The sequence below is a fragment of the Sphingobacterium sp. MAE genome (assembly GCF_056711605.1).
In genome coordinates, this window is the sequence record NZ_CM160044.1 from 3,849,958 (window position 1) to 3,875,375 (window position 25,418).

General features: G+C 37.3%; 23 protein-coding genes and 1 pseudogene. 9 read left to right on the forward strand and 15 right to left on the reverse strand.

Features of this window, described 5'->3' with window-relative positions; translation table 11 throughout:
* Positions 1-356: 356 nt before the first annotated feature.
* Positions 357-896 carry a GNAT family N-acetyltransferase gene (locus AC06G9_RS16450; RefSeq protein WP_045752698.1) on the reverse strand — a complete coding sequence of 180 codons (540 nt, stop codon included), beginning with the start codon at positions 894-896 and terminating at the stop codon, positions 357-359.
* A gap of 481 nt (positions 897-1,377) precedes the next feature.
* On the opposite strand from AC06G9_RS16450, the gene AC06G9_RS16455 reads away from it, so the two are divergent.
* Positions 1,378-2,376, forward strand: a complete 999-nt coding sequence (locus AC06G9_RS16455; protein WP_045752697.1) for a beta-ketoacyl-ACP synthase III — start codon at positions 1,378-1,380, stop codon at positions 2,374-2,376.
* Between the two features lie 525 nt (positions 2,377-2,901).
* Positions 2,902-3,183: a hypothetical protein gene (locus AC06G9_RS16460; protein WP_045752696.1), complete on the forward strand. Its 282-nt coding sequence runs from the start codon at positions 2,902-2,904 to the stop codon at positions 3,181-3,183.
* A 181-nt stretch (positions 3,184-3,364) separates the two neighbouring features.
* Here AC06G9_RS16460 and AC06G9_RS16465 read toward each other — a convergent pair whose 3' ends face one another.
* On the reverse strand, positions 3,365-5,746 hold the full coding sequence (locus tag AC06G9_RS16465; protein ID WP_480956764.1) for a family 20 glycosylhydrolase: 2,382 nt from the start codon (positions 5,744-5,746) through the stop codon (positions 3,365-3,367).
* Positions 5,747-5,910: 164 nt separating this feature from the next.
* Between AC06G9_RS16465 and AC06G9_RS16470 the strand changes: the two genes are divergently transcribed.
* Positions 5,911-6,495 carry an ATPase gene (locus tag AC06G9_RS16470; protein ID WP_480956765.1) on the forward strand — a complete coding sequence of 195 codons (585 nt, stop codon included), beginning with the start codon at positions 5,911-5,913 and terminating at the stop codon, positions 6,493-6,495.
* Positions 6,482-6,658, forward strand: coding sequence for a hypothetical protein (locus tag AC06G9_RS16475; RefSeq protein ID WP_480956766.1), 177 nt, complete (start codon positions 6,482-6,484; stop codon positions 6,656-6,658). Before AC06G9_RS16470 ends, AC06G9_RS16475 begins: the two co-directional genes overlap by 14 nt.
* 233 nt (positions 6,659-6,891) lie before the next feature.
* Here the strand turns inward: AC06G9_RS16475 and AC06G9_RS16480 are convergent, their stop codons facing one another.
* The 7 genes from AC06G9_RS16480 to AC06G9_RS16510 form a co-directional block, all read right to left on the reverse strand.
* Complete coding sequence (locus tag AC06G9_RS16480) at positions 6,892-7,116, reverse strand: hypothetical protein (protein ID WP_480956767.1); 225 nt, start codon at positions 7,114-7,116, stop codon at positions 6,892-6,894.
* Between the two features lie 183 nt (positions 7,117-7,299).
* Entirely contained in the window at positions 7,300-7,743 is a 444-nt protein-coding gene (locus AC06G9_RS16485; protein ID WP_480956768.1) for a DUF5675 family protein, read from the reverse strand.
* A 9-nt stretch (positions 7,744-7,752) separates the two neighbouring features.
* Positions 7,753-8,394: a DUF6266 family protein gene (locus AC06G9_RS16490; RefSeq protein ID WP_480956769.1), complete on the reverse strand. Its 642-nt coding sequence runs from the start codon at positions 8,392-8,394 to the stop codon at positions 7,753-7,755.
* A gap of 599 nt (positions 8,395-8,993) precedes the next feature.
* The gene (locus AC06G9_RS16495) at positions 8,994-9,281 is read right to left on the reverse strand and encodes a hypothetical protein (protein ID WP_480956770.1); all 288 of its coding nucleotides are present in this window, start codon (positions 9,279-9,281) and stop codon (positions 8,994-8,996) included.
* A gap of 51 nt (positions 9,282-9,332) precedes the next feature.
* Entirely contained in the window at positions 9,333-10,076 is a 744-nt protein-coding gene (locus AC06G9_RS16500) for a LytR/AlgR family response regulator transcription factor (RefSeq protein ID WP_480956771.1), read from the reverse strand.
* The gene (locus AC06G9_RS16505) at positions 10,057-11,103 is read right to left on the reverse strand and encodes a LytS family sensor histidine kinase (protein WP_480956772.1); all 1,047 of its coding nucleotides are present in this window, start codon (positions 11,101-11,103) and stop codon (positions 10,057-10,059) included. The genes AC06G9_RS16500 and AC06G9_RS16505 overlap by 20 nt, the downstream gene beginning before the upstream one ends.
* A 42-nt stretch (positions 11,104-11,145) precedes the next feature.
* Complete coding sequence (locus AC06G9_RS16510) at positions 11,146-12,036, reverse strand: lysophospholipid acyltransferase family protein (protein WP_480956773.1); 891 nt, start codon at positions 12,034-12,036, stop codon at positions 11,146-11,148.
* A 548-nt stretch (positions 12,037-12,584) separates the two neighbouring features.
* Between AC06G9_RS16510 and AC06G9_RS16515 the strand changes: the two genes are divergently transcribed.
* The 4 genes from AC06G9_RS16515 (at position 12,585) to AC06G9_RS16530 (ending at position 15,768) form a co-directional block, all read left to right on the forward strand.
* Positions 12,585-13,571, forward strand: a complete 987-nt coding sequence (locus tag AC06G9_RS16515; RefSeq protein ID WP_480956774.1) for a helix-turn-helix domain-containing protein — start codon at positions 12,585-12,587, stop codon at positions 13,569-13,571.
* A gap of 101 nt (positions 13,572-13,672) precedes the next feature.
* A complete protein-coding gene (locus tag AC06G9_RS16520) occupies positions 13,673-14,632 on the forward strand; it encodes a hypothetical protein (RefSeq protein WP_480956775.1) in 960 nt (319 codons plus the stop codon).
* 199 nt (positions 14,633-14,831) lie between these two features.
* Positions 14,832-15,341 carry a MauE/DoxX family redox-associated membrane protein gene (locus AC06G9_RS16525; protein WP_480958193.1) on the forward strand — a complete coding sequence of 170 codons (510 nt, stop codon included), beginning with the start codon at positions 14,832-14,834 and terminating at the stop codon, positions 15,339-15,341.
* A gap of 121 nt (positions 15,342-15,462) precedes the next feature.
* A complete protein-coding gene (locus tag AC06G9_RS16530) occupies positions 15,463-15,768 on the forward strand; it encodes a hypothetical protein (RefSeq protein ID WP_480956776.1) in 306 nt (101 codons plus the stop codon).
* 48 nt (positions 15,769-15,816) lie between these two features.
* On the opposite strand, the gene AC06G9_RS16535 is transcribed toward AC06G9_RS16530, so the two are convergent.
* Genes AC06G9_RS16535 through AC06G9_RS16545 form a run of 3 tightly spaced genes read right to left on the reverse strand, consistent with a single transcriptional unit; the run spans position 15,817 to position 21,843 of the window.
* Positions 15,817-17,229, reverse strand: coding sequence for a RagB/SusD family nutrient uptake outer membrane protein (locus tag AC06G9_RS16535; protein ID WP_480956777.1), 1,413 nt, complete (start codon positions 17,227-17,229; stop codon positions 15,817-15,819).
* Positions 17,230-17,239: 10 nt separating this feature from the next.
* On the reverse strand, positions 17,240-20,416 hold the full coding sequence (locus AC06G9_RS16540; RefSeq protein WP_480956778.1) for a SusC/RagA family TonB-linked outer membrane protein: 3,177 nt from the start codon (positions 20,414-20,416) through the stop codon (positions 17,240-17,242).
* Positions 20,417-20,427: 11 nt separating this feature from the next.
* On the reverse strand, positions 20,428-21,843 hold the full coding sequence (locus AC06G9_RS16545; protein ID WP_480956779.1) for a TlpA family protein disulfide reductase: 1,416 nt from the start codon (positions 21,841-21,843) through the stop codon (positions 20,428-20,430).
* Positions 21,844-22,597: 754 nt separating this feature from the next.
* Between AC06G9_RS16545 and AC06G9_RS16550 the strand changes: the two genes are divergently transcribed.
* Complete coding sequence (locus AC06G9_RS16550) at positions 22,598-22,843, forward strand: helix-turn-helix domain-containing protein (RefSeq protein WP_480956780.1); 246 nt, start codon at positions 22,598-22,600, stop codon at positions 22,841-22,843.
* A 473-nt stretch (positions 22,844-23,316) separates the two neighbouring features.
* Here the strand turns inward: AC06G9_RS16550 and AC06G9_RS16555 are convergent.
* From AC06G9_RS16555 to AC06G9_RS16565, 3 genes and pseudogenes are all read right to left on the reverse strand, one after another.
* A pseudogene (locus AC06G9_RS16555) lies at positions 23,317-24,669 on the reverse strand (IS3 family transposase).
* 77 nt (positions 24,670-24,746) lie between these two features.
* On the reverse strand, positions 24,747-24,962 hold the full coding sequence (locus AC06G9_RS16560) for a hypothetical protein (protein WP_480956781.1): 216 nt from the start codon (positions 24,960-24,962) through the stop codon (positions 24,747-24,749).
* A gap of 1 nt (position 24,963) precedes the next feature.
* Positions 24,964-25,410 carry a PaaI family thioesterase gene (locus AC06G9_RS16565; protein ID WP_254526881.1) on the reverse strand — a complete coding sequence of 149 codons (447 nt, stop codon included), beginning with the start codon at positions 25,408-25,410 and terminating at the stop codon, positions 24,964-24,966.
* Between the last annotated feature and the right edge of the window lie 8 nt (positions 25,411-25,418).

Genomic DNA, 25,418 nt, shown 5'->3' on the forward strand with positions numbered 1-25,418 from the left:
CATTTTCAATACAGTAATAATAATAATCAATAGAAGTATTTTTTATTTTTTTTACAAACTTATTCAATCTCTCTTAGCAATCATTTAAAAAAAATGCACACTGTTGTTGATTTTTGTAAAAAATAAATAATTTCCAATTCTCATTGAGCATATCATTTTAATACCTACTATAATTTGGTCAAGATCATAAAATAATATATATCAGCAGGTTTACTAGTGGCTAGCAATAATAGTATTTGAAATCTTTATGAATATCAGTCTAGAAATACTGAAAACTAGATTAAGCTCAAGATCAAAAGATCAAATATAAAAATACACTCCTTGATGCAGTAAATTTATTCATTTGAAAAAGACGGCTATCTATCACGATATGCTTCTTTTCTAATGGCATAAAGTACATTGATACGATTGGGTTCACCATGATATGCTACTTCTTCCAATCTGACTTTTTTTGCTCCTAATTTTTCCATTGCTTTTTTAGACCGCTCGTTAGTATTTCCAACATGGAAATAAACGATATCAACGTGATCGAACACATAATCAAGCATCATTTTTTTTACTTGAGGATTAATACCTTGACCCCATGTCTTTGTGCCATAAAATGTGTAGCCAATGAAAATCGCTTTCTCGTCTGCATTATAATTGTAAAATCGTGTACTTCCTAATATCTCATTTGAGTGTTTATCTTGTATCAAATATGCACCTTTACTGAGCAGAGCGCCTTCAAAGAAATTTTCAAATACGGACCGTTCAAATCTATTTTTATTGGGATGCTGTTCCCATACTCTAGGATCTTTAGCGACAGCATAGAGTCTTTCAAAGTCATCTTGCTGAACTGGAATTAATCTAACTTGACTATTTTCAAGCTGAATTTGAATCGAAAATGGTGTTACCATATTTATTTAGTAATGCGAATAGTTGACAACAATTTAAGCAAACTGTTTTTAATATAAAGGTGTTAAAAAATATTTTTCATAAAAATGCATAGTAAAAGTTTCAATTTAAAATATTACTGAAGAGAAAGATCATGATAACTACCTGTTTTGAAGCATGTTTTATCCGTATTACAATAATCTCATATATTTTGCAAACATCCTCTTTATCAAAATTAAATTCTAAACATTAAAATTAAGACGGTATCAATACTAGACCGTTTTGCGATTCGGTTCAAAAAAAGAGCCTCATCGTAATGATTTTGTCACAATCTTAATATTTTTCATACTGTTGTATAAATTATTCTATTTTTACACCTCCTTTACAAGTCTTTTTTGGAAGATTAATAAAGGTTATAACAATAAATAAGCGCATTGGCGATAAAATAAGATTAAACTAAAATTACAAAAGGCGGATCATACTTGAATATGATAACCATAATATATGAATACAACTCTCCCGAATAAACTTTACGCTGCAATTACCGCAATTGGAGGTTACATCCCTCAAAATAAACGAACAAATTCTGACTTAGAAAAATTATGTGATACGAATGATGAGTGGATCATCAAAAGAACAGGTATCAAAGAACGTCGCATTTTAGAAGATGAATTGGCGACTTCGGACATGGCTGTTCGTGCGATTGAAGATCTTGTTGTAAAGTATGGTAAAAATCTGGATGAAGTAGACGCTATTTTAGTCGCGACCTCCACTCCTGATATGCCGATGCCTGCAACTGCAAACATTATTGCAGAAAAGTTAGGTCTTAATCATGTTTGGGCATTTGATATTAATGCAGCGTGTTCAGGATTTTTATATGCTTTGGATATGGGCGCCTCACTTGTAGAGACAGGTCGGTACAAAAATGTACTGATTGTGGGTGCTGATAATATCAGCACGTATGTTGATATCCATGATCGATCAACGAATATTTTATTTGGAGATGGTGCTGGTGTAGTGCTTTTGCAACCTTCTACAGAAGGTGGCATCATGGATGCATATCTTCAAAGTAATGGAGATGGACGTGCATTTTTAAATATTGAAGCTGGGGGAACGCAATATCCGATCTGTTTAGCGGACAACGATACTCAAAAAAGATACCTCCGCCAAGATGGAAAAACGGTATTTAAAAAAGCAGTTCAATCCATGAGCGATGCTTGTACAAAAGTAATGGAGCGTAATCATATAACGGTTGAAGATGTAAACTGGGTGGTACCCCACCAAGCAAATCAACGCATTATTGATGCTGTAGGTAGATCATTGAATATTCCGGAGGGTCGTACTTTAAGCAATATTGAATATCTCGGTAACACCATAGCAGCTACTATCCCGTTATGTATTTGGGAAAATGTTAAATTGATGAAAACTGGAGATTTAGTAATGCTTACAGCTTTTGGAGCTGGATTTTCCTGGGGAGCAAGTATCTTACGCTGGATGATATAATAAATTATTTTAATAAGTGATGATATATAAAATTGATCCGCTATCAGGAGCTGATCAATTTTTTTTATTTTTAACTCTTACCGACCAGATCTAAGCCGATATGATGTAAAGACTAATCCTTAACAATCATGCCCCAATCTCCCTATCTGTATTTGGCTTGAACATCGTGAGTTTCACATTCAAGCTGTAGACCTGTACTTACCCATATCAATTTAACAGCTAATACTCTAGAAATAAAAACACTTTTCATTTTCCAAGATTTCCTATCAAATACTTTGAGTATCTTTTTACCTATATAAGAATATCTTTTTCATATATAGTCAAGTTCCGAAATTTGGTTATTCAACTTAATTTCAGTATCTTACAGAAATGTGATTAAAAAACTGAGATTACGCTACGTCCTCGTTCATTGATAACGACATCTCTCCTTCTATCTTTCTGGCTTTAGGCAGATCGTCTGCACTTAGCGATTCTGACTCTTCGTAGTGAGCAGCATCAACTATTTATTACATTTTTATATTCAGTATGAAACAAAACATTATGGTCAGCTACCCGAAAAAGACCTCTACTCCAGTCCATGTTCATTATATCATTACGCAACAAGGGAATTTTAAAACCATCACCTGTGCAGTACCCGCTATAGAGGAGATCCCAAGCTGGTTAGAACTACGCAAATTTGAACTTGTTGCAATGAAATATAACGGCAATTTTGAACTTCTCTTTGAGCATAGGAAGTATGAAAAAAATATGGATACGGTACTCTTTATGGATAAAGTATTTGAAAGCATTATCGCTGTTTCAAATTAATTTCCAATTGTACGATGACCTATCGTTCCAAATTCTAAAATTTAAGCTCCAAAAAAAAGATATCCCAGAGTGATTGGATGATATCTTTTTTTACGATTATACTCAAAAAAACATGCCCACCATTAATAAATGGCAGGCATGCAGCTCAAGGGCATCGATTCAAAATTATTGTGGATAAGTATTAGTAAGCCCTAAATTCACTCACGATTTCTTGACTGGTCAATTTCTTATTATAAACCTTTAATTCATCCAAAGTGGCATGTTTTAAGCTGATCTCGGACAAAGGAAAAACTAAGGTCTGCACTTTCTTATACTTAATTTCCTTACCATTATTCTTATCCTTATAAGGCATGACCACATCAAAAGGTTTCATATCCTTGATCAATTTACCGTTCACATACAATTGTGTACCGATATGATCACCTGTGATGCTTACCTGACTCCACTCCTTTATAGGTAAAGCATAATCAAAATAGTATTGATAACCATCACGTGCATATCCAAGACCTTTACCATCACTGAAAACTTTTGCATTTTTCGACACAAACAGATCTCCTGCTAAATTTGTCTCCGGTTTGATCCAGAAAGACACCGTATACTGCTCACCAATTTCAGCAATAGGTAAGATCAATTTACTGGTTTCACCTGTAAACTTAAGACCATTGTCTTTTATGCCTTTTTCAAATTGAGTGGCCGTGGTGCTGGCTTCTTTCCATTCGTTATCCATTTGATTGCGCGTTTGCGAATCAAAATTCAGGTGAACAATCACAGGATCAAGAGCCGCATAATGACCTCTCATATTTAGACCTGGAGCTTCAATGACAGATTTTTTCTTTTGATTGAAAGTAAATAAACTTGTATGTTGATCTGCTGCTCCCCACATTTTTTCAGCAAGTACCTGTATGGTCGGGAACACGCGGTTATGCACATCTTTTTCCGATATCCCATTTCCTGCGATATCATTCCACACGGCAAACATACCACCATCAACAATCGGATCACCTTTTTCAAAGGTGATATCACCAATTTTTCTTGGCTCCCAATTATTATATAGGTTGTCGGTATTGAGGTAGTCGTAATAATAACCTGCTGCCGGTACGATATACAACCAACCATCAGGTGTACTGATCTGTTGGTAACCCAATTTTTTCATCGCGATAGGATCGGCATAACCATTGTACCACATGTTTAATCGTACATCCTTAACCCGAACAGGTGTTGTTCCTTGAGCATGCGTCAAAGCACCCCAGGCACGTACTTTCTTACCATTATCCTGCACCACTTTGATCACGTAATCGGTAAATTTTCTGAATTTCTCCGATTCACTTTTTGCATACTCATCTGTGCCAATATGTACCTCTTTGCCAATAAATACCGGATTAGGGCCTTTTGTATATTCATCAAAAATATTTTTGACCACCTCATAACTTTTTGGATTATCCAGATCAAGATGATCCATTCCAAACTTACGGCTCCCTACTTCAGGAATAGCATGGCTAATTGCCAATGAATGGGCAGGTACATCGATTTCCGGAATAATAGTCACCCCATAACGAAGCGCCTTCTTTTGTAAAGCAATAAATTCAGCCTTACTGTAATGTCCATCCTTAGAGGCAAGATTTGGATAGCGTTCATTTTCTAACCGAAAACCGGCATAAGTACTATCCCAATCGTAGTTAAAATATTTATCGAAAGCATTATCGTTAAGATGAATATGAAAATTTGACATCTTGTAATAAGACATCATCTCCACGTAATCATTTAAGAAATCGATGGTAAAAAACTTACGGCCCACATCCAACATAAATCCCCGCACTTCGTATGTTGGGTAATCACGAGAGAACCCTTTCGGTATGCTTAGCTGTTTTTTATTTTGAGAGAGCAGTTGCAGTAAGGTTCTCGTACCAAATACCTTACCATTATAATTTGGAGCCTGTATGCTGAAGACATCATCAATTTTTAGCGCATACCCTTCATGTCCCAAAGCCTTATCACCTTTCGAACCAATGAAAATATCACCTGCTTTTGGTTCTCCAGTTCGCACGGGCAGATCCAGTCCGATCAACTTTTTAAGGTCCTCCTTTAAAAGCTGTGCAGCTTTTGACGATTCTTCATGTTGTTGTTCCAGCACGATCGCTGACTCAGGATGTAATTGGAATACTCCATCCACACCATACCACTCGCGCAATGAAGGAATTACGAAAGGTTGTTCCCCCACTCCTTTATCACCATATACACCTTTGATGACAATATCTTTCATCGGAATTTCACCAAAAGCCCGGTCCGATTTACGTACGATCTTATAGAGTACATTTACTTTTTTATCGATCAGAGGTTGCGATATGTGACCATTTAGGTCAATCACCACTTTATTATCCGACCCGATCAGAGAGACTTCATATCCTTTTATCTGTGGGACAATCAGCTTGTTATTCTTCAGAGTCGGTTGAGAAAAGAGGGGACTTAATTTTGTAACAGCAAGGCTATCGAGCTGTTCCTGTGCAAAAAGACCTCCAGCAATAAGCTGGAATGCCAGTATTGCATAGATTTTTTTTAATTTCATAATGATCTTATGTTCTTTAGATTTGATGTTGCTAAAGTGCGGAAAAATATTTAAAAGAGGGTGATTTACCTTATACATGTAATCTCAAATGAGATAAATGTTAAAAAATATATTCAGCTCCGGAAATTAATGTAATGATATTATAAATTTGTATTTTTGTTTAAATGCGAGATAAAAAGCTTTACATAATTGCAGGTTGCAACGGCGCTGGGAAAACTACTGCTTCTTTTACTATTTTACCTGAAATTTTAGAATGTAAAGAATTTATCAATGCTGACGAAATTGCGAAAGGTTTGTCTCCTTTTCAACCTGAAAAGGTAGCCTTTGAAGCAGGTAGAATTATGTTAAAAAGAATAGACGAATTATTTTTAGAAAATGAAAATTTTGCATTTGAAACAACGCTAGCTACAAAAAGTTATAGGAATAAAATAATTAAAGCTAAAGAGCAAGGATATCGCGTTACTTTGTTATTTTTTTGGTTACAGAGTATAGATCTTGCTAAAGAACGTGTAAGAACTAGAGTTCTAGAAGGAGGTCATCATATTGATTCAGATGTTATTGCCAGAAGATATATCAATGGCATTAAAAATCTTTTCAATATATACTTACCGATCGTCGATGGAGCTTTAATATTTGATAATTCGGAAGGAAAACATGAGCTATTAGCTGATAAAAAAACTAACCAATTATTAAACATAATAAAAGAGAATAAATTTAATCTATTAAAAAGCTATTATGAAAACGTTTGACATTCAAGAAGAAGAGAAAATCAAAATCCTCAAAGGGCTCGAAAAAGTATATGAAAAACTGATCGAATTCAAGAAAAGCAAAAATAGTGAATTAGTGGTATTACGAAACAATAAAATCATGAAAATAAAGCCCAGAAGAGCTAGAAAATCTGATTCAAAATAAAGCAGTCTAGCGATCTTCGGATCAGGACATAAAAATGTCAGTAAAGCGCATTTCTCCGTTTTACTGACAAATATTTAAATCACTTCTTCTTTACAATCCTTCCTAGTAATTTACTCGTCATAAAACTAACAACCGCTCCTACCACGGCCATCAAAGCTGTTTGTAACAAATCATTGAAGGTAAGGCTTAGCCATAAGGAACAAAGTGTCCCCCCAAAAGCACCCAACCGGATATCATTCCATTTCATCAGGCACCTCCTTTTCTTTATGTGACACGATCTGCTCTGGTGGCGGTGACTCATCCTCTGCTTTTTTATCTTTATCATCCAGTACCGTTTCCACTACACCAAGTCCAAGAGCAATGTACTTGATAATATTTAAAGCTTTTCCCGGCAATTTAATTGGCGCCATAAGCACTACCTGGAGTGCCTGCCCGATTTTATTGATTATTTTTTTCATTTGTATAAAAGTTAAAAGGTTAGTAAATAATTAGAAGGTTATGTAGTTAGTAGGTTGGTAAGAAAGTTATAAGTTGAGAGCGTTAGTAGGTTAAATAGTATTCCCCGTCTCCCCATTAATTGTTACTCCGTCACTACTCTACTCATTACGTTACTCCTTTACTAGTCATTTCTTTACTTGTTACTATGTTACTTCGATAAACACTTCCCCTAATACCATTAATTCCACCAGCAAGGCATACAATTTCTTATACGCCGTAACGGACTGTTCCAAGCGATAGTCTCCTTTTTCAAAGACATACTTTGTGCCTACGAGCAGGCAGCCCGCAGTATGTTTATGCGTATTACCGATGTGGACATAGACATAACTAAAACCAGGAATATCCTGGATCTCGATCATGCCCCGATGCATCTGAGGATAGCGGTCATAGTAGTTACCATTCATCCCTCCATCACGGTTGAAACCAAGCTTATATCTTCCAGCGGGAATACAGGTACTTCCCGGGATCTTCTTCTCACGAGGGATATCCTCCAGACCATAGCAGATAAACTGATTGTTCAGATAGATTTCAGACAGGGTACTGTTCTTCCCCTTTCTGATACGGATGACTTTTAATCCAGATTTCATTGTTATCCTTTAATTCAAAATAAATTCACCCAAGTACTGGCTACTGGACGTGATCAAACCATCACGATGAATATTGAATATCCAGCCAACTATAGTTTTGCCCGTATAACTATCCGGCAAAGTAATTTCCATAGTTGCATCAATCCTGGTCATACCTTCATAAGCAAAAAACAGATGATCCGCTGGATCGTATAAAACCACAAAGACTTGATCATCATCAAATGCATTAAATCTATTGCCTACTGGATCCCAATTCACATTCAACACTTTGGGAAATACCTCTAAGACCTCCAATCCCATCAATGTTGCTAGACTACCACTTGCTATCTGTACAGCGGCATAGTTAATCGTATAATTAGGATAAGTACCTAAGATTGCATTTTTAATAAAGTGCTGAAAAGCCACATTATACCCAGTTTTCCCTTTCTGTTTACTGTCGGAATAACCTAGCATCAGCACATCCTTAATCGATTTGAGAAAACTGGTCGTCATTCCAAATTTAATCCGTTGTGCCATTTGACCCTCACTGGCTGCTTTTGAACTGCGTTTTGGAAGCGAGCGAACATAGTCTATACCTCGCCAGGACGAACCTACGACGCTGCCCACTTTACCCTGGTACGATCCGTGTATTCCTTTAATAAATCTTGCCATAATATTAATTTTTTAAACTGTTAAACCTTATATGTGGCGCTGCAGACGACCACGGATATCGATATCATATAGCTAAAGTAAAGACAGCCTGTAGCGAAAGACGAGTAATGGCGTCATTTGACGCCATTTGACTGGAAATGCCGATTTTGGCGACATAAAAATGAAAGAATTGAATACCTTTATTTCAGATTTTATGAAGTAAAGCTATTGACTAAACAGTGACCAGGTGGCGTATTTCAAAACAGCTGGATCGCTCAAATACAGAAGTTTTTTCGGTCAAAATTGGCCTATTGCAAGCAACTATAAGTGCTACGCAAAAAGCATGATGATATAAAGTGGCCATGAGAGAGCAGAAAAACAGCCATAAATAAACAGAGAAATAGCAAACCAAGAGCAAGCCAATAGCCTATCAGTCCCAAAGAAAAGGTAAACAACCAGCAAAGAATAACCAATAAAGCATGCAACAATAAGGAATAAAACACCAATAAAAAGGCTATCAAACAGCAATAAAACAGTAAAGAATAAGCAAGCAAAGGGCACACAATAAGCAAATTAAAAAAGGTCAATCCCGTTCCGAATCGACCTTTCATTTCCAACAGCTAGACCAGCCCCCTATTTACACTCCGCTTGATCGCTTCGCGCAGATCCTCTTCCCGATAATAGTGCTTATTGCCCAGCACAATAGGAGTCAGGATCCCTGCTTTCACCCAGCGGTTATAGGTTCTTTCAGAAATCCCTAACCGTGATACGACCGTCATCCGTGTCATTAATAGATCAACTTCCACAGGCTGTTTCTCACCTTCATCCGGAAATATTCTCTGGAAGATCTTAAACATTTTTTCGTTGATTTCCTTCAACATAATTACAATTTCATTCAATTGCGACATAAAAAAAATTCAATTGTCGATACCATGAAATGCGGGCAGCCCTACCCCATTTTATTTATTGTTTTGTTTATAAATCTCAAATTGATGCTTAAAATTACCTTTAAAATCTGCTGTCATTGATAACGGGTCAATATTTCTAGGTTTGCACAGATAGAATTCATTCGTGCGTACCAGATCTACCTTGGCCAGGTGAACTAACGTATTATTGCGTGGCCGTGCAAAAGAATGGGCAGGTAATCTGGATTGAAAACTATTCAGGTGTTCATTAAACTGATACTGCTCCGACTCCAGATAAACAGTCAAGGTGTTGTTATCAATAATCGCATAGTAAATATCTGCCAAAGGCAGTTCGATCACTTTTCCTTCCAAATTGGTCATCAGCAAATGCTTTATATCACGACTCTGCTTCTCCAATTTTCGGTCCACTCGTTCCACCAGTTCTTCCATCTTTACTTGAAGCGCATTAAAACTAATCTTTTTACTAAAATAAGCACATATTGATGTATCCTCGGCTTCAAATATATACTGAGGATGAGCAGAACAAGCAGCCATCACAGGCGGATTGGCGATCATCATAGACAGTTTTATTCCGCTGATGTCACCCGAGCCAAGTTCCATATCCAATAGTAAGATATCCACTTCATTTTCTTTCAGATATTGTATCGCATCTACCGCATTGGTGATGACCTCAATATCTTTATTGATGAATGGTATATCATCGAGTAACATTTTTAAGTAGACAAGTGTTTCCGGTTTATCATCTACAATCAGAAGCTTATAACTTAGCTTTTTCATTAGGTTGTAGTTTTAATCGCAAACGAACAAGAAAGGTATTCTCAGTACGTTTGATAGTAATAGCTGTCTCCGTATCCATCTGCCCAAGTTTATACCGTAGCATTTCAAATCCCGTTTCAGGTTCAAGTCTTTCATCTTTCGGGGACCAATAATTCTGGCAAGTAAGTACAATTTCATCATGATTACCATCCAATCTAAATTCGATAGGCTGGTCTGTCGAAATATGTGCATGCTTGAGGCAATTTTCCAAAGGAAAAAATAAAATTCCAGCAGGAATAGCCGGATAAATACGATCATATAGCGTTTCGTTATATAAAATCGCTTTTTCGCCGTAATGCCTTTTCAATAACCGTAGAAAGCAATGTAACTGATCCATTTCCTCGGCCCAGCTTCTCCGATCACCCGGTCTTTCCACTTCCAGCAAATAAGCCAAAAATTGGACAATATCCCGTTTTGTAGTCTTATCTTTTGGTGCATCATTAAGCAGCATTTCGCCAAATTTTGTCAAAAATATCGATGTCAAAAAATGTGATGTATACTGAAGCCCCACTACCCGATCTCTATAGACGAGGAGATCTTGATCAAGCTTCTTTTTTTCTTGTTTAATAGTAAAAAACCGGTTTCCTATCGCGACAATCATGGCCAAGAGATTGGCTATTAAATAACCGCTCACAATCCTGAAATAAAACTTAGGCATGTTTTCGGGAAGAGAATCATCAAAAAAAATAATCCCGACCAAGGGTAACACATCATGGATCAATATCTGGACAATAGGTATCACGGTGATGAAAAGAACCATATAGAAAATCACACTTAAAACCCTTTGTTTACGAGCTCCGCCCCAGAACTGTAAGATTAAGTTCGAAATCAAATAGCTGTAACCAAAATATAAACCAGCAGCAATAACGATCTGTACAAATGGAATATCTTCACTACTCCATAAGAGATTAGCTACCCACAAAGCAGTCAACATTAATGCAAATATAAACAGATGACTATACAAGGTAAAGGTGGTAGTTTTCATCATAAATTAAAATGTCAAAAACTTAAATTTACTTATAAAAAATAATTATCTCCGCAAATAACAAAAATATTTCCTGTAAAAAACTCCTTTTTCACCCCCCAATTGAATATGAATAATCCCTTCGTCAGTATTTTGCTCCCCAATTTCTTTGATCGTAGGCACCGCAATGCTGTAACAGTTCATTTCGTGCAAATAGCTCCAGCACTCCCAATTCCAGGGAGACCTACTGATCTCAATAGCCAAAAAATCATATACCTGTTGCATACAGCGAGTGATGTAGCAGTCACGATTTTCATAAGGTTGCACACAAATCCGATTTCCTGCAACCACGCTATAGGAATCACCATTTATAAAAACATGAGTTATCGGGATCACGGGTATTTGCAATAAAAAACTGAGCAATGCTATACCTTTGCGTACATAAATATCTGCAGCCAAAAAATCAATTCTGACCTTTTTATTCAAAGACTCCGAAGTTCCGCTGTTGCCATCCGCAAACACAAGCAGATGCCTTCCTTCTCTGATAGCCTTACGTGCTTTCAGCAAAACCTGCGGATCGTCGCTCATTAAAAAACGATATTCCAGTCCATTATTACGGAGCTCATCCTGCAACTGCAGTAACTGTGTTCGCTGCTTCTCAAACACAGCTCTATCCATCAGAATATCAAAACAGAGACCATAGGAAGCCAGTACCAAAGGAATCTGCGCATGCATCCCTAGATGGTATAAACAGATAATCTGTGGCGCAGCCCAATCTAATTCCAGTAAAAAAGATCGATCCCACTGTAAGGCACTTATTATAGGCTTGGGCTGGTGAACGATCGTCCATTTTTTATAAATCTCGGCATGATCATCCCAACTTATTGCTGGTATGTACCGGTACAAATGAGCTGAGAAAAGCGCATATTCCCAGCTTTGGTTATGTTCAATAGGCATGTAGTAAAACTTCTTAATAGATCATAAAATAGGAAGGAGCATGCACAACCGTGCTTCTCCTTCCACAGGGGTAACGTGGCTGCTTAGATTAGAAAGTTAAGATGGGACACCGATCCCCGCTCGCAGCTTCTTCTGTTATAAAAGGCAATAACTCGTTCCATTCTAATATTGCCTGTCCTTCAGCCACCTGGGCTACGTTTATTAAAATCTGTTCTTTCAATACGTTCATTTCAAAGTATCTTATTGTTTTACATATAGTCTGCCACAAAGTTGTACAGGCTCTATTTTAGACGATTAATAACTCCATATCGGATCCAATGGGAGCAAATATGGATATTGAAAAACAAGGACCCTCAAATAAAAGTACAATAGCATGAATAACCGAGTTGCAATATCTCAATCGACTTTAAAAGCGAATTGCAACGAAAAAGGGCGAGTTGCAATCTGAAAGTACGGAGTTACAGCCAAAATCGGTCGATGTACAATTTTATTTGGTTATTAGTGAATAAACTTCCTAAACTCATCTTTTAACCAACGCTATAACCAAGATGAAAAGACCCTACACTTTCACATTAAATGAAGATTTTAAATCCGTAGAAGCACCTCACAAGCAACTTAGTTACCCCATACGCAATGCGCAAGAAAAAAATTGGTGGTCCCCTTCCAACCAGATCAGCGAACAAGTATTTGACGGCCGCTTTGCATACCTCTACTACTACGAATACTGGATCAGCGAATCGATGGATATACCCATTGACATCAGCATGCACGATCTGCACCTGATCTACCCCTTATTGAGTGAGCAAAGTATCTATGGCAAAAGGACAGATGTGGATTTTACCTTTGAGCTCACGCCCGGTAAAGGCTCTTATTTTTATTTAGCCAAGGGTATGTATAACCTTCATCTTCCCGTTGGCCATCACATTTTGGTAGGTATTATTCTAGATGCAGGTATGTTTAGACCACCGGCCATCCGTCATTTTGACTTCATCAGCCATCTGGTACGAGCTAAAAAAGAACACGCATTTCATACAGACAAGAGTGTTGATTTCAGGGTAGGTATTACCACACTCAAATATTTGCGGATTCTATTTAGCAGACTGAATCCCAATACCCTTAACAACGAGTATATTCTACTCAAACACTTGATCTTTTTGGTCGAATTAAGCCGATTTAAACTACTCCATGGCACAGCACAGGATCTGGTGGATCAGGCCCGACAGTTGCTCGACATCATGATCGTGCAGCAAGGAGCGCAGACGCATCTCCAAGAAATCGCGCTCATATTGCAAACCGCCCCAGAGTACCTGAGCCGAGAACATCAAAAGAAATACCATCAGACACTATACAGCTATCGTCACGAATTGCTGCTCAACTTGATCGAGCAGGTTATCGTCGAAAACGACAAATTGATTGCTACGGCAGAGCAGACCGGATTTAGCGGACCCAACGAGATGAACAGATTTATTCGCCAGCATACCGGACTTACCGCATCACAATTTAAACAGCAAGCTGAACAAAAACTAAAAATGTAGTCCCTTAACATGGAAACCTTAATTATGAAATACTCATGTTTAGCAAAGCACAAATATCCAGGAGTATTCCATATGACCATTGAAAAACAAGTTATACACATATGAAACAAAGAAAAATCGAAAAATTAACCTCAACAATCGTCCTTGCTATATTACAAGAAGTATACAATACCGTACCTCAGGTCATGCAGGCTATCGCACCACTAGGTTGGAAACAGACACCTTATCACCAAGAGATGATCAGTTACCGCAAAATGCTGTATGATGATTATAAAGACATTAATAGTTCTCATCCTGAGTCCAAAACTGTCGACCTTCCTAATCTAAAACAAGAGATACCTTGGTGTGATGACAATGATTGTAAGGATAGCAATAAAGAAGAACCAGCACATCATCATTATAGTCCATTTACTCCAGAACAAGAGATACGCTGGAATGAGGAAATTGATTTTGACAGTTATTTCCTCATTACTTTTCCTCCATTATATCACGATCATCTGGAGCTTTTTTATATTCTAGCAGGTCTCTTACTTGACATAACAGTAGACTCAACACTATACCGTGATCATCACAGCTATGCTTACTATTTCGATGAAATCCAGCTCGAAGAGCTCATTATCGAAATCGCCTACCGTAATAAACAGATCGAAAAAGAGGAAGCAAATCACATGCTTACCATATGCCCCTGCCCTCCATTAGACGATATGGACTTACTCCACTGTTTAGAGACCCTATTCCTCATCTTAAAAAAACAAGACTTTCATTTGAACTTCTGGGATTATGAATTGCTTTTAATCACCGAATTGCAGGAAAGCTATCAGGAGATCTTTTATCAAGACCTTCATTATGTAGAAAAAGAGCAGCAGCTCTGGCAAATACAATTGGATATCGAGCAGGTATTGGAAGGTTTTGACGATCCAGCTGTAGATCCGCTCCACTTGCCCGGCATCATTGCCCTCTACAACCGAAGAAAGATATCGCCGCTGGTATTGGCCTATCTCCATGTGTACGATCAATTTCCCCTTGGTTATCCATATAGGCACGCAGATTATGAACCTTAAATGGAGTTATCAGATACTGCCTCATTCCACATCAAAAACTGCCTAACGGTGTGGTGAGCTAAGGTCGTAATTTAGCATTGTAGAAGTTTATAAAGAAACAGAAAACAAAATGGTACAAGGAAAGCAACATATTAAAACCTGTGGATTGCCAATAAGCAGGAAGATAGGAGCCGATTCGATAAAAATTAAAATGATAAAGATGGTACTGGATTTAAAGAGCCACCCAAAGGAATCTACCCTAAAGATTTTAACGTACGCCTTCATTTGCTTGTGGATGTATGTTGGCTCAAAAAAGTTATTTACTTTCAGTGATTATCAGGATTCCATGATCAAGCAACCATTTGATGATCAATATGGGATCTTCCTATCCTATGTATTACCTGCAATAGCGCTATTGACTGGAATACTCTTCATTTTCGAACGCACAAAGTCAATGGCGTTTTGGTTTTCGATTATTTTAATGATTATTTTTTCTTCCTATATCCTTCTAGCCCTTCTGGACAAGTGGGGAAGTATCCCCTGTGATTGTGTACTAGAATTTGACAACAGTTGGATTGCACATTTATGGATCAACGGAATAATAACGTTGAATTGTCTGATAGGTTTACTACTGGATAAAAGCATAAGACGGACTCAGGAAACTGAGGTACTTCCTAGCAGCTGCAAAATAAAAAAAACACAACATGGTACATCAGAAATTGAGCACTAAGCTGGCTCGATGGAAGGGCGAGTCTGCCAAAAGACAGTGAAAAGATTCTTTTTGGTCAAATGAAAGTGAGTCCAATAAGAGAAAACTAACACATATTATAAACAATTAAAATTGATATGCTATGCATATGAGAAAAATCAAAATTAATGCAAAAGCCGCAGTAGCTGTGGCCGTTGCAATGGCATCATTTATTGGGTTTAATAGCTTCAAAAAAACCGATGATCTTCATTGGTATTCGCGCGATGCCGTAGGTAATTACACCTACATTGGTCAAAGTCCAACGCAGCCATCAAATCCAGAATGTGAAGCGCCGATTACGGATACAGAAATCTGTATGAAAGGCCTAAACTCCAATCCCGGAGCCTCATTCGTCAATGATTTGACCCCTGCAGTTCAAACTATTCCTCGCGAACCGTTAAGTAATTAACGAAAAAGATTGCATCAAACAAAAGGCTCCAGTTGGAGCCTTTTGCATTTACCTTGGATTTTGAACCATATCGGGATTATAGCCCATAATCAAGCTCGGAACCAAAAAAGCATATCGCTTATCATTGGGCATCAGTGTGTAAGTCTTATCATCAAGCACTCGTCGCAGACTTTCTGCCCCATCTTCCATATTATATCGCCTGATATCTGTCCATCTTAAACCTCTAAATATCAACTGGCGTCGCCGTTCCTCCCGTATAAATTTCAATAATTCATTATGATTTGAAACGATTATGTCCGCAATTTTATAACCATCCGAATTCACTGTAAAACGCTTCTTTCTAAGTTTCTCCATAGTCTCAACTGCTTCATGCAACATACCAAGCTTTACTAAGCATTCTGCTTTTATCAAATAGACCTCATCTGTCGCCAGGCCCACGAAAAATGCAGTACTTGCATAAAAACTACCCTTATATCTAAATCCATTTGGGGCCGAGTTTCTAAAAAAGATAACCTTTCTCAGATCATCCTGAACATAGCTATCATATAAATGCGGATCAATCTTGGCTATAAATATGCTTAACGGGCTCGTTATACCGGACTGGGTTACAAAAGTACTTTTAAACAAAACTTCTGTTTCCATAATCGCCGATCCTTGAAAAGGATAGTTAGCAGTGGCAGAAAGATTGTTATAATCTAACAAAACATCTGTAATTTCCAAGCTCGCATTTGCCGCGTCCAATGCTTTATCGTAATCACGCATAGAAAGATATACCCTTCCCAGCAATGCAAAACATGCCGCTTTGGAAGGTCGCTCTTTGTAAGCCGATGTTTGGGGCAACGACTGAACAGACTCTTCCAAATCTTTTATGATCTGAGCATAAGTTTCTGATATCGTGCTTCGTTCTATTTTTTCAGAAATATCGGCGCTCAATCGAAGTGGAAGACCATACCGTTCCATTTCAGTCATTCCAAAAGGATAAGAAAAGACTTGTGCCAATTGATAAAAAGCATGCGCACGATAGAATAACGCAGCAGCTCGGATCTCCTTCCATTGGGAACTATCGTAAGTACCTTCTTTCATCTGTGAGAGACCATCCAACACGACATTGGCCATAAAAACACAATTGTAGCCTCTATCCCAATCGTTTAAATTATCTCCCGAATTAGCATCTTCCGACCAGATGTAAAAATCACGATAAAGACTTGTCAGGCGATTTTGATACAGATCTGCCGTCAAATAATAATCATCTGATCCAATCTCTCCAAGTTCAGGGACAAGTCCCAACCCATTAGGAACACCGTTCATATCAAAATCATAGTCCAAAATCGCTTGAAAATCTTCCAAGGTAGCAGGCACCACCAAACTTTGATCAGATTTGGCATCCAAAAAATCTTTCTTTGAACAACTATAAAATACACCGGTTGTCAATAAAATAAATAGCGTTAAACTTCTCATCATCTTTGCATTTTTAAAATGTAAAACTTAAACCAAAAGCATAGATTGGTTGCGACTTTGGCACATTATTAAAATAAGGATCAATCCCAGATTTGTTACCTATCCATGCCCAATTGGGACTTTGAATTTGGGCAAAAACACGCGCGTTTTCAACACCCCATTTAAGCATTGATTTAGGGACTAGGGAGTAATATATTAATATATCTTCAACACGTATATTATCGGATTTTTGAACCAACACCGATGCATATTTATAAAATGAGTCTCGATCCGCATTCCTATTTAAATCCAGAGAGGGAACCTCAGTCTTCACCTCGTCACCGATTGCTTGCCAACGTTTGGCATAATCGCTGTGTCCACTAAATCCAGCTAAGAGATTAGAACTAAAAAAAGACGGTACACGGTAATATCCTCCAAATTTGAAACTTAAGTTGACGGAAAGGCCTATATTTTTGTATTCCCATTCATTACGTATAGTGCCATACCAGGGAGACTGCATAGGCCCATGGAATACCATATTCTCAATCGCTGTATTTATCAATATGTTTTTATAATCCTCAGAAATCTCGCCTTGGTAATTTCCTTGCGGATTACCATTGGATGGATTTAATCCCCTCCATGGATAACTGAAAACAGCATATAGCGGTTTACCTTCTAGCGGGCTTATACCAGAACTTCCTAAGTATGGCATTGGAGATGTACTTTTGGGCATGAGATATTTTTTAACGGTACTACTGGAATAGCTCAGATTTAGGAATGTATTCCATGACACTACAGATTTAAGATTTCGCGACTGCAGGGTTAGATCCCATCCTTTACCGTCCATTGAAGCCACATTTCCGAAAAAAGATGTTACCCCAAATGTTGGATCCATTGGAGCCTGCGACAGCAAGTCCCTTCCATTTTTTATATAATAGTCAAATGAGCCCAACAAACGGCTATCAAATAAAGAAAAATCTATTCCAAAGTTGGCCGTATTAATTTTTTCCCAACGCAAATTTTTATTTGGTGGTGAGTTTAACGTAGCTGCTGGCAATCCCGATTGGGTATACGAAATATATTGAATCGTTGTTAAGGCTGTGGCCAATCTGGAAACATTTCCATTAACACCATATGTCGCTCGTAGCGCCATCCGATTTAATAATCTGTTTTTAAATACAGCTAAATTTCCCAATTCCCATCGCAAACCTGTAGACCAAAAAGGAGTTCCTTTCGCATTCGTTTCCACGCCAAACAAATTGGCTTCATCCTTTCGGACGCTACCCGAAATAAATAGTTGATCCTTATACGAGAATACAGCATTTGCAAACCAAGAAAGAAAATTATCCGTATTCTTGTTTACCCCTACTATAGCAGGAACTTTTGCGGAAGCACCACTACTCAATAGCACATAGTTAGTGATATAATCGACATTCCTAGACACAGACATACGATCATCGACATAACCATAAAAACGCCCATACTTCCCTTGTTCAACTTTCGAACGAATTTCGTAACCGCCAATACCATCCAATCGAAACACATCATTGAATTTTTTATTATAATCTACTTGCGCACGTGCTTGATGGGATCTTAGTGTACTTTCATTATAGTCTAATATGCCGCCTTCAGGAACAGCACTGATCCAATTACCATTCTTTTTGAAAGCATATTGGTTGAATAAACTCCGGGTAAAGTAAGATTCTTGCCTATAATGTCTGTCATTATCATCCGACCCAACGTGATATTGATATCTTATGCTCACTGAAAGATCAGAAACTGGTTTTATTATCAGTGCAATATTATTAGTAAGATTATAACCTGACATTTTATTTTCTACTGTATTAAGGTCACGTACCGGATTAAAAGACCAATCCCTTAAATCCCCGCCACCAATCGTATCCAAATATGCTTTAGGATAGTTCAAATATAAATTATTCGGATTGCCATCAGGATCAACTAGGGAGGCATATGGGTAGATTTCCCGATTATTTGTAATTAAATAACCTGGATTGGCATTTGTCTTTTGTTTTAGGTGGTTATACTGTAAACTGTGCGTCAATTCAATCATCGGTGAAAAACGAAATGTATTGTTAGTTCTTACCGTCAATCTTTGATCAGCTTTACCGCGCAATGTGGCAAGCTCTTTAAAATACCCCACAGATGTCATATGAGCATGTTGCTTTGCTCTTCCAGATATGGACATGTGGTATTGCTGACGAAAGCTCAGCCGATATAAATGAGTCGCAATATCGTCTCTGACGTCTTTGCTCTTCATCTGTTCGATCTGTTCATCCAGTATATCGCCATTTGGATTGTTCCGTTTTTTAAATAACAGCTCCACAACCGCAGTTATAGGCGTCAAATAGTAGGGACCGTTCAACAAGTCATCGTAGGCACCTTGCGTAAACCGTTGTTTTTCAAATTCAATCATATCAGCCGATTTGATCCATTTCAAATTATCGAAATCAGGCTTATTCTGTATCGCAAAATCAGACTTGATATCAACCTTCAATTTATCGTTCAAGCCTTGTTTTGTTTTGATGACAATAACACCATTTCCAGCCCGTGCTCCCCATATACTTGCCGAAGCAGCATCCTTTAAAATAGAAACAGAGGCAACATCGTTGGGGTTTATCTGTCCGATATCGCCTTCATACGGAAAATCATCCACAACAATAAGTGGCTTTGCTTCTGCGGATATGGTACTCCGTCCTCGTATTAAAAACGCATCCGTTTCCGCAGCATCCCCTTTATTGAATTGAATGCCAGGAGAAAGACCTTCAATACGTGATAGGATATTTGTGCCCGTGGTTCTATTCAGCATCTTCTCGGAGATTACATCCACGGCACCTGTTATTTGATCCTTTCTTAGGCGCTGAAACCCTGTATATACCACCTCCACATCATCCAGTACAAATACTTTTCTCGTCAATAGAATAATTCCGTTTTCTGGCCAATCGTTAATGGCAATAATTTTAGATTCGAAGCCCAAGAGTGCTATTCTTAGGGAGTCAGTATCATTAGCGATGATGGAAAACCTACCCGCTATATTTGTCGACACAGTTACATTGGAGGTTAAGTTTCGCACTGTGGCATTGTGCAATAATTCTTCTTTATCATCTATAATACGACCGCTTATGTTTTTCTGGCAATACGCTTGAGAGCCCAGCCCAAGCATTGTTATCACACAAATTATTAATATCTTCATTATTCTGGTTATTAATTTGAATCTACAACAAGCATTTCGAGGTCCTGGACATCCTGCTGTATAGACATTCCATTTAATCGGAGTAGCTCAGCCAATAGCTTTTGGTTTTTTATTATAGGTCCAATTACTTTATCTGAATATATGATCGTATCCGACGGCAAGTTTGATACATAAACTGGAAGATCCTGTTTCCAGTTGAAACTTAGATTTAACAAACCTATTAAAGACATAATGTCTATACTGTAGCTTAATTTATCAAGCTGCTGCTTATCGACATGTATAGATCTTACTACTTTACTGACCACTTTTTTCTTCAGTATCTGATCGAGGCGGAAATTAAAAGTCGCAGAGAGATCATCTTTAAAGAAAGTTTTCATATTATCATCGGAAGTAGCTCCAGAGGTTATCAATTGATAACAAGACACTTGCTTTACAATTACTTTATTCGCTGATCCTAGCGTATCTATCCAGATCCTATTTAAAGGAATATCTGTTGCATAAGATATCATATTGATGATAGTAGCATTATTATAGTACAGTAACCTATTACCGGCATCTTTCATTATACCATAGCTACCTCCGATTCCGCTTATGGAGCCAGTGATGACAGATTTTTTATAAATCTTTGCATTTGCCTTCATGGCATATTCTTCCAGTGGCTTAGTTAGCTCATAATCTAAAAATTCTTTTTTAACTTTCATCTGCGGTATATGACCTTCAATAGCTGCTAAAATATTTTCTACAGTAGCACTATTTGCATCACCGATATGTGCCACTCGACCATCTACGATCCATACTTGATGCGGAATACTTCTATGCGGAAAGTACTGTAGCAAGGAGGGGTCCGAATGGACACTGAACGGATAAAAGTTGAGTTTGGCCATTTGCTTTTGAAGGAAATCAAATTTCTCGTAGGTAACTGGCAATACGGAAAACTGATGGGGATATTTCTTTTCAATAATTTGAAGCTTTTTAAGCGATGCAATACATGGAGCACACCAAGTAGCCCAAAAGTCAATAATGACTAATTTCTTTGACTTAAATTCGTTTAGGTAAATATCCCTTTTTAATTGCGGATGATGCATTACGGGTAATATGGTATTCCAAAGCTTCTCAGGAATATGATCGCCAATATTTATAGGATGTATACTAGAATCCTTCTTAACATCTATTGATATAGATAATGTCTGAGCTGATAAACTAAACATATGTAACAAAGCGATCCAGAGTAAAAGGATTGCTTTGCTTTTCCATAGCTTACGGAGTAAAGTGATGGGGTCAATAAACCTGATGGCATTAGCAAGTATAGCGGCTTGCACTTGCATCTGTAAATGTTGTCGGATTGCTGTAGTTTTTTGCTGTACAGCATAGTGGGACAGCCCTTTTAAATAGGCCAGTTCTCTCCCACCCTTGTAAAAATTGTTCATTCTTAAAGGTTTTTAGGGCTGTGACCTAATAACAAAAGATTAGCTTGCAGATACTAACAAATGCATCTTCCTGCCCCTAAGCTTTGCGTAGGTCACAAATAAAAAAATGGTTAATTGCTTTAGAATGCGTTATAAAGTTATCATACAGGTTTCATATCGGTCATCGATACGCATTCTCTTAGAAAATCGCCATAATGGCTACTTGAACCAACCTAATCGGCCGGGGATTTGATGTTTTTGTGTATTTGCTGCTTATTCATTTTAATCTGTCTTCAATGATAGCTATTCGATATTGACATAAAAAAGCATTGAAATATTATTTAGAATAATACTCCAATGCTTTATAAATTTATTTTGATGGTATTTTCATAATCAGTTCTTTGCACGAACTAATAAGAAATCAAAAAAATGGATTGATCGCTTACTGTCATCGTAACGAAGGCTCTGGCGGAGCCTCTAGAATATTGTCTAGGCCCAAATATTCAATCTAATACGATGCTTTAAGTAAGCGTCAATCCGATCCTAGGAAATTCTCCAAAGATAATGAATTGACGCAATACTCACACTCGCATTAGTATAAAAAAATCGCCAGATTTCGTTACGAGGTTCGTTTTTGTTATTATATATTAACTTATTTTACTTTTCTGTATATTTATTCAATAATATCACCACTTATAATACGATTATAAAGATAGAAATAAAATGTAATACATGCAATACATTTTTGTAATTTATTTTAGATTTCTTTATCATAATGCATAAAGAAGGAAATATTAGTAAAATTGAGCAGTACATCATTGATTACGTGTTTAAATTCAGAAAAGAAAGAAAACTTAATCAAGCAGATATAGCAACCATCATTGGAGTCAACAGAGTCTTTATTACAAATGTTGAGAATCCATCCAATAGAGCGAAATATAATATTGACCACATTAATTTACTTGCTGACCATTTTGGAATGTCCCCAAAAGATTTTTTGCCTGAAAAGGCTATGTTATAATTATATATCTGCTAAATTAAAGAATCACAAAATCTGAACTAACAATAAAAATTCTGATACCTAATATTATTGAGATGCTACTGGTCTTAGTCAAGATAACTTTGCTCTTCTTTGTAACTTTTTGAGAACAACCCTAACTAATATCGAAAATAGTAAAAACCGTACCCTCACTTACAATTCTAAATAAGATATCAAACTTTACGACTATAGGCTTAGAGAAATTAGCAAGGAGAGATTATATACCGCCGAGAAATCTTAGAGAAAAACTTCTGAAAAAATATTCAAACGACCCTTCAAAATATGTTATTTTAAATACCATACCATCTGTACCATATATAATAAAATTTTAAATACAAACTTCCTTGATACTTTTAAAGAAAGAAAACAGATCGTAATATTTATTAAAGAAAAGTACGATTGGGACTGTATGTCTTCAAACTAATTTGGACAAATGCTTAAGGAGTGTTTTAGTTTTATAAATCTATTAATTTTTGTTTTAAATATTCTGTTTTTCTGTTATTAATGGCCAGTTTTTTTAGGCTTTCTCTTTGTTTTAATATGAGGTCTCCACGACCATAATATACGTCAGCCGGGGTGAGGTTTTTTAAAGACTCATGATAGCGTTCGTTATTATATCTATTTACAAACTCTTCTAGGGCTTCTTTTAGCTCTTCTGGTGAATAGTAATTGTTCAATTTGACCACATTCTTCATTGTCCTGTGATACCTTTCAATTTTTCCTTGAGTCTGTGGATGTGCTGGTCTGCCATGCACCTGTTTCATTTCCAGTTCTTCGTTCAGGTACTTTCCCAGCTCCTTGGAGATGTAACAGGATCCATTGTCTGACAATAATTTAGGCTTAACCTTTGTTTTTAATTTTGCCTTTTCTATTGCCATGTCCACATTACGTATCACATCCTCATGCTTCATGGATGTACAAAGCTCCCAATGTACGATGTAGCGGCTGAAATCGTCCAGGATGGTACTTAAATAATAATCACCCCAGCCTTTTATTCTGAAATAGGTAAAGTCTGTCTGCCACATTTCATGCACAAAACCGGTTTTATCCTTAAATTCATTGGATGCACTGATCAAAATATGGGTCGGAGCACTTATCAGACCTTTGTTTTTAAGGATTCTATAAACTGAAGATTCAGAAATGAAAATCTCGTGCTCGTCTGTGATGTGCTAACTCGCGGGCCGATAGATCAACCTTATCCAGGGCAACCTCTACAACAAATTCTTTAACTTGTTCTGGAATACTGTTCCACTGTTGTTTGCAGTCCCTGTTTTTCAGTTCTAGCCCCTCATCGCCGTCTTTGAGGTACCGGTCATACCAGCTGTAAAATGTACTTCTGGAAATACCAAATTCAGTTAAGGTGCGCTTCACGCCAAGCTCAGATCGGGTAACAGCCTCGATAATCTCCATTTTTTCTCCCGCTGATAATCGCATATACTTTTTGTATTTATCAGTTAATCCAGCAGATCCAAGCTTTTTTTTACGATATCATAGCGTAGAACCAGATCGGCAACCATTTCTTTAAGTCTGGCGTTTTCTTTTCGAAGTTCGGCAACTTCATCTGAGGTCGCCTCACGGGTAACATCGCCTTCAAGTCGCTTTTTTCCTGCCTCCAAAAACTCCTTGTTCCATTTATAGAACTGAGACTCGTTAATACTGTGCTTACGACAGATCTCGGCAATAGAATTCTCCGCTCGTAACGCTTCCATAACGATCAAAATTTTCTGCTCGGCAGTGAAGATTCTTCGTGTACTGCGACGTACATCCTTGATAAAGTTTTCGGGGGTAGTTTTTTTTGGTCTTCCCATAATGATTAAAGTTAAAAATTTTTCAGGAAAACACTCTCTTAGTTTTTATTGAATTATGTCCAAATTATGCTGACGATTTACACTTGATAAGCACTTTTTCTGCCCGAAATGGTTTCGGCATACATATACCTTTCAATGGTGGCTATGTGACGTATTTGGTCGCCTATGGTGTATTTTCCCTGCTTGTAAGCAAAGTCAATATGTTCGGGCAGTACGATTGCTATTATACGATTGGTACGCTCTCTAATTTTTTCGTAGTAATCAATAAATGATTTTACAGATGTGATTTCCATATTATTTTCTTTTTGTCTGCATTAAAGTAACAAGGGAAGTACAAGCTAATTTTCTTTCATTGCCTGTAACTACATAAATATCAGATTTACAGATATTCAATGTTTTACCATTTTTCACTACTTCCCCCGTGGCAAAAACTTTTTCGCCTATTGCTGGGTTTAGATAGTTTATTTTGAGTTCTACGGTAAGGAAGTAAGCATCTGCATCGTGTAATGATGCAGCCGAAAAATAGGCGGCTGTATCTGCCAATGCTGATAGTACACCACCGTAAAAAATTCCGCCTTTTCTTACCAAACTTTCCTGATGTGGCACGGCAATTTGGACGTAGCCCTCTGCAACGCTTTCAGCACTTGCATTGTACATTTTCATTAGTACCTGTTTTGGAATACCTACCCTTATTCTTTGTTCGTGTTCTGGTGTTAGTTTCCTCCTTTCAATTTGTTGCATATCATAAA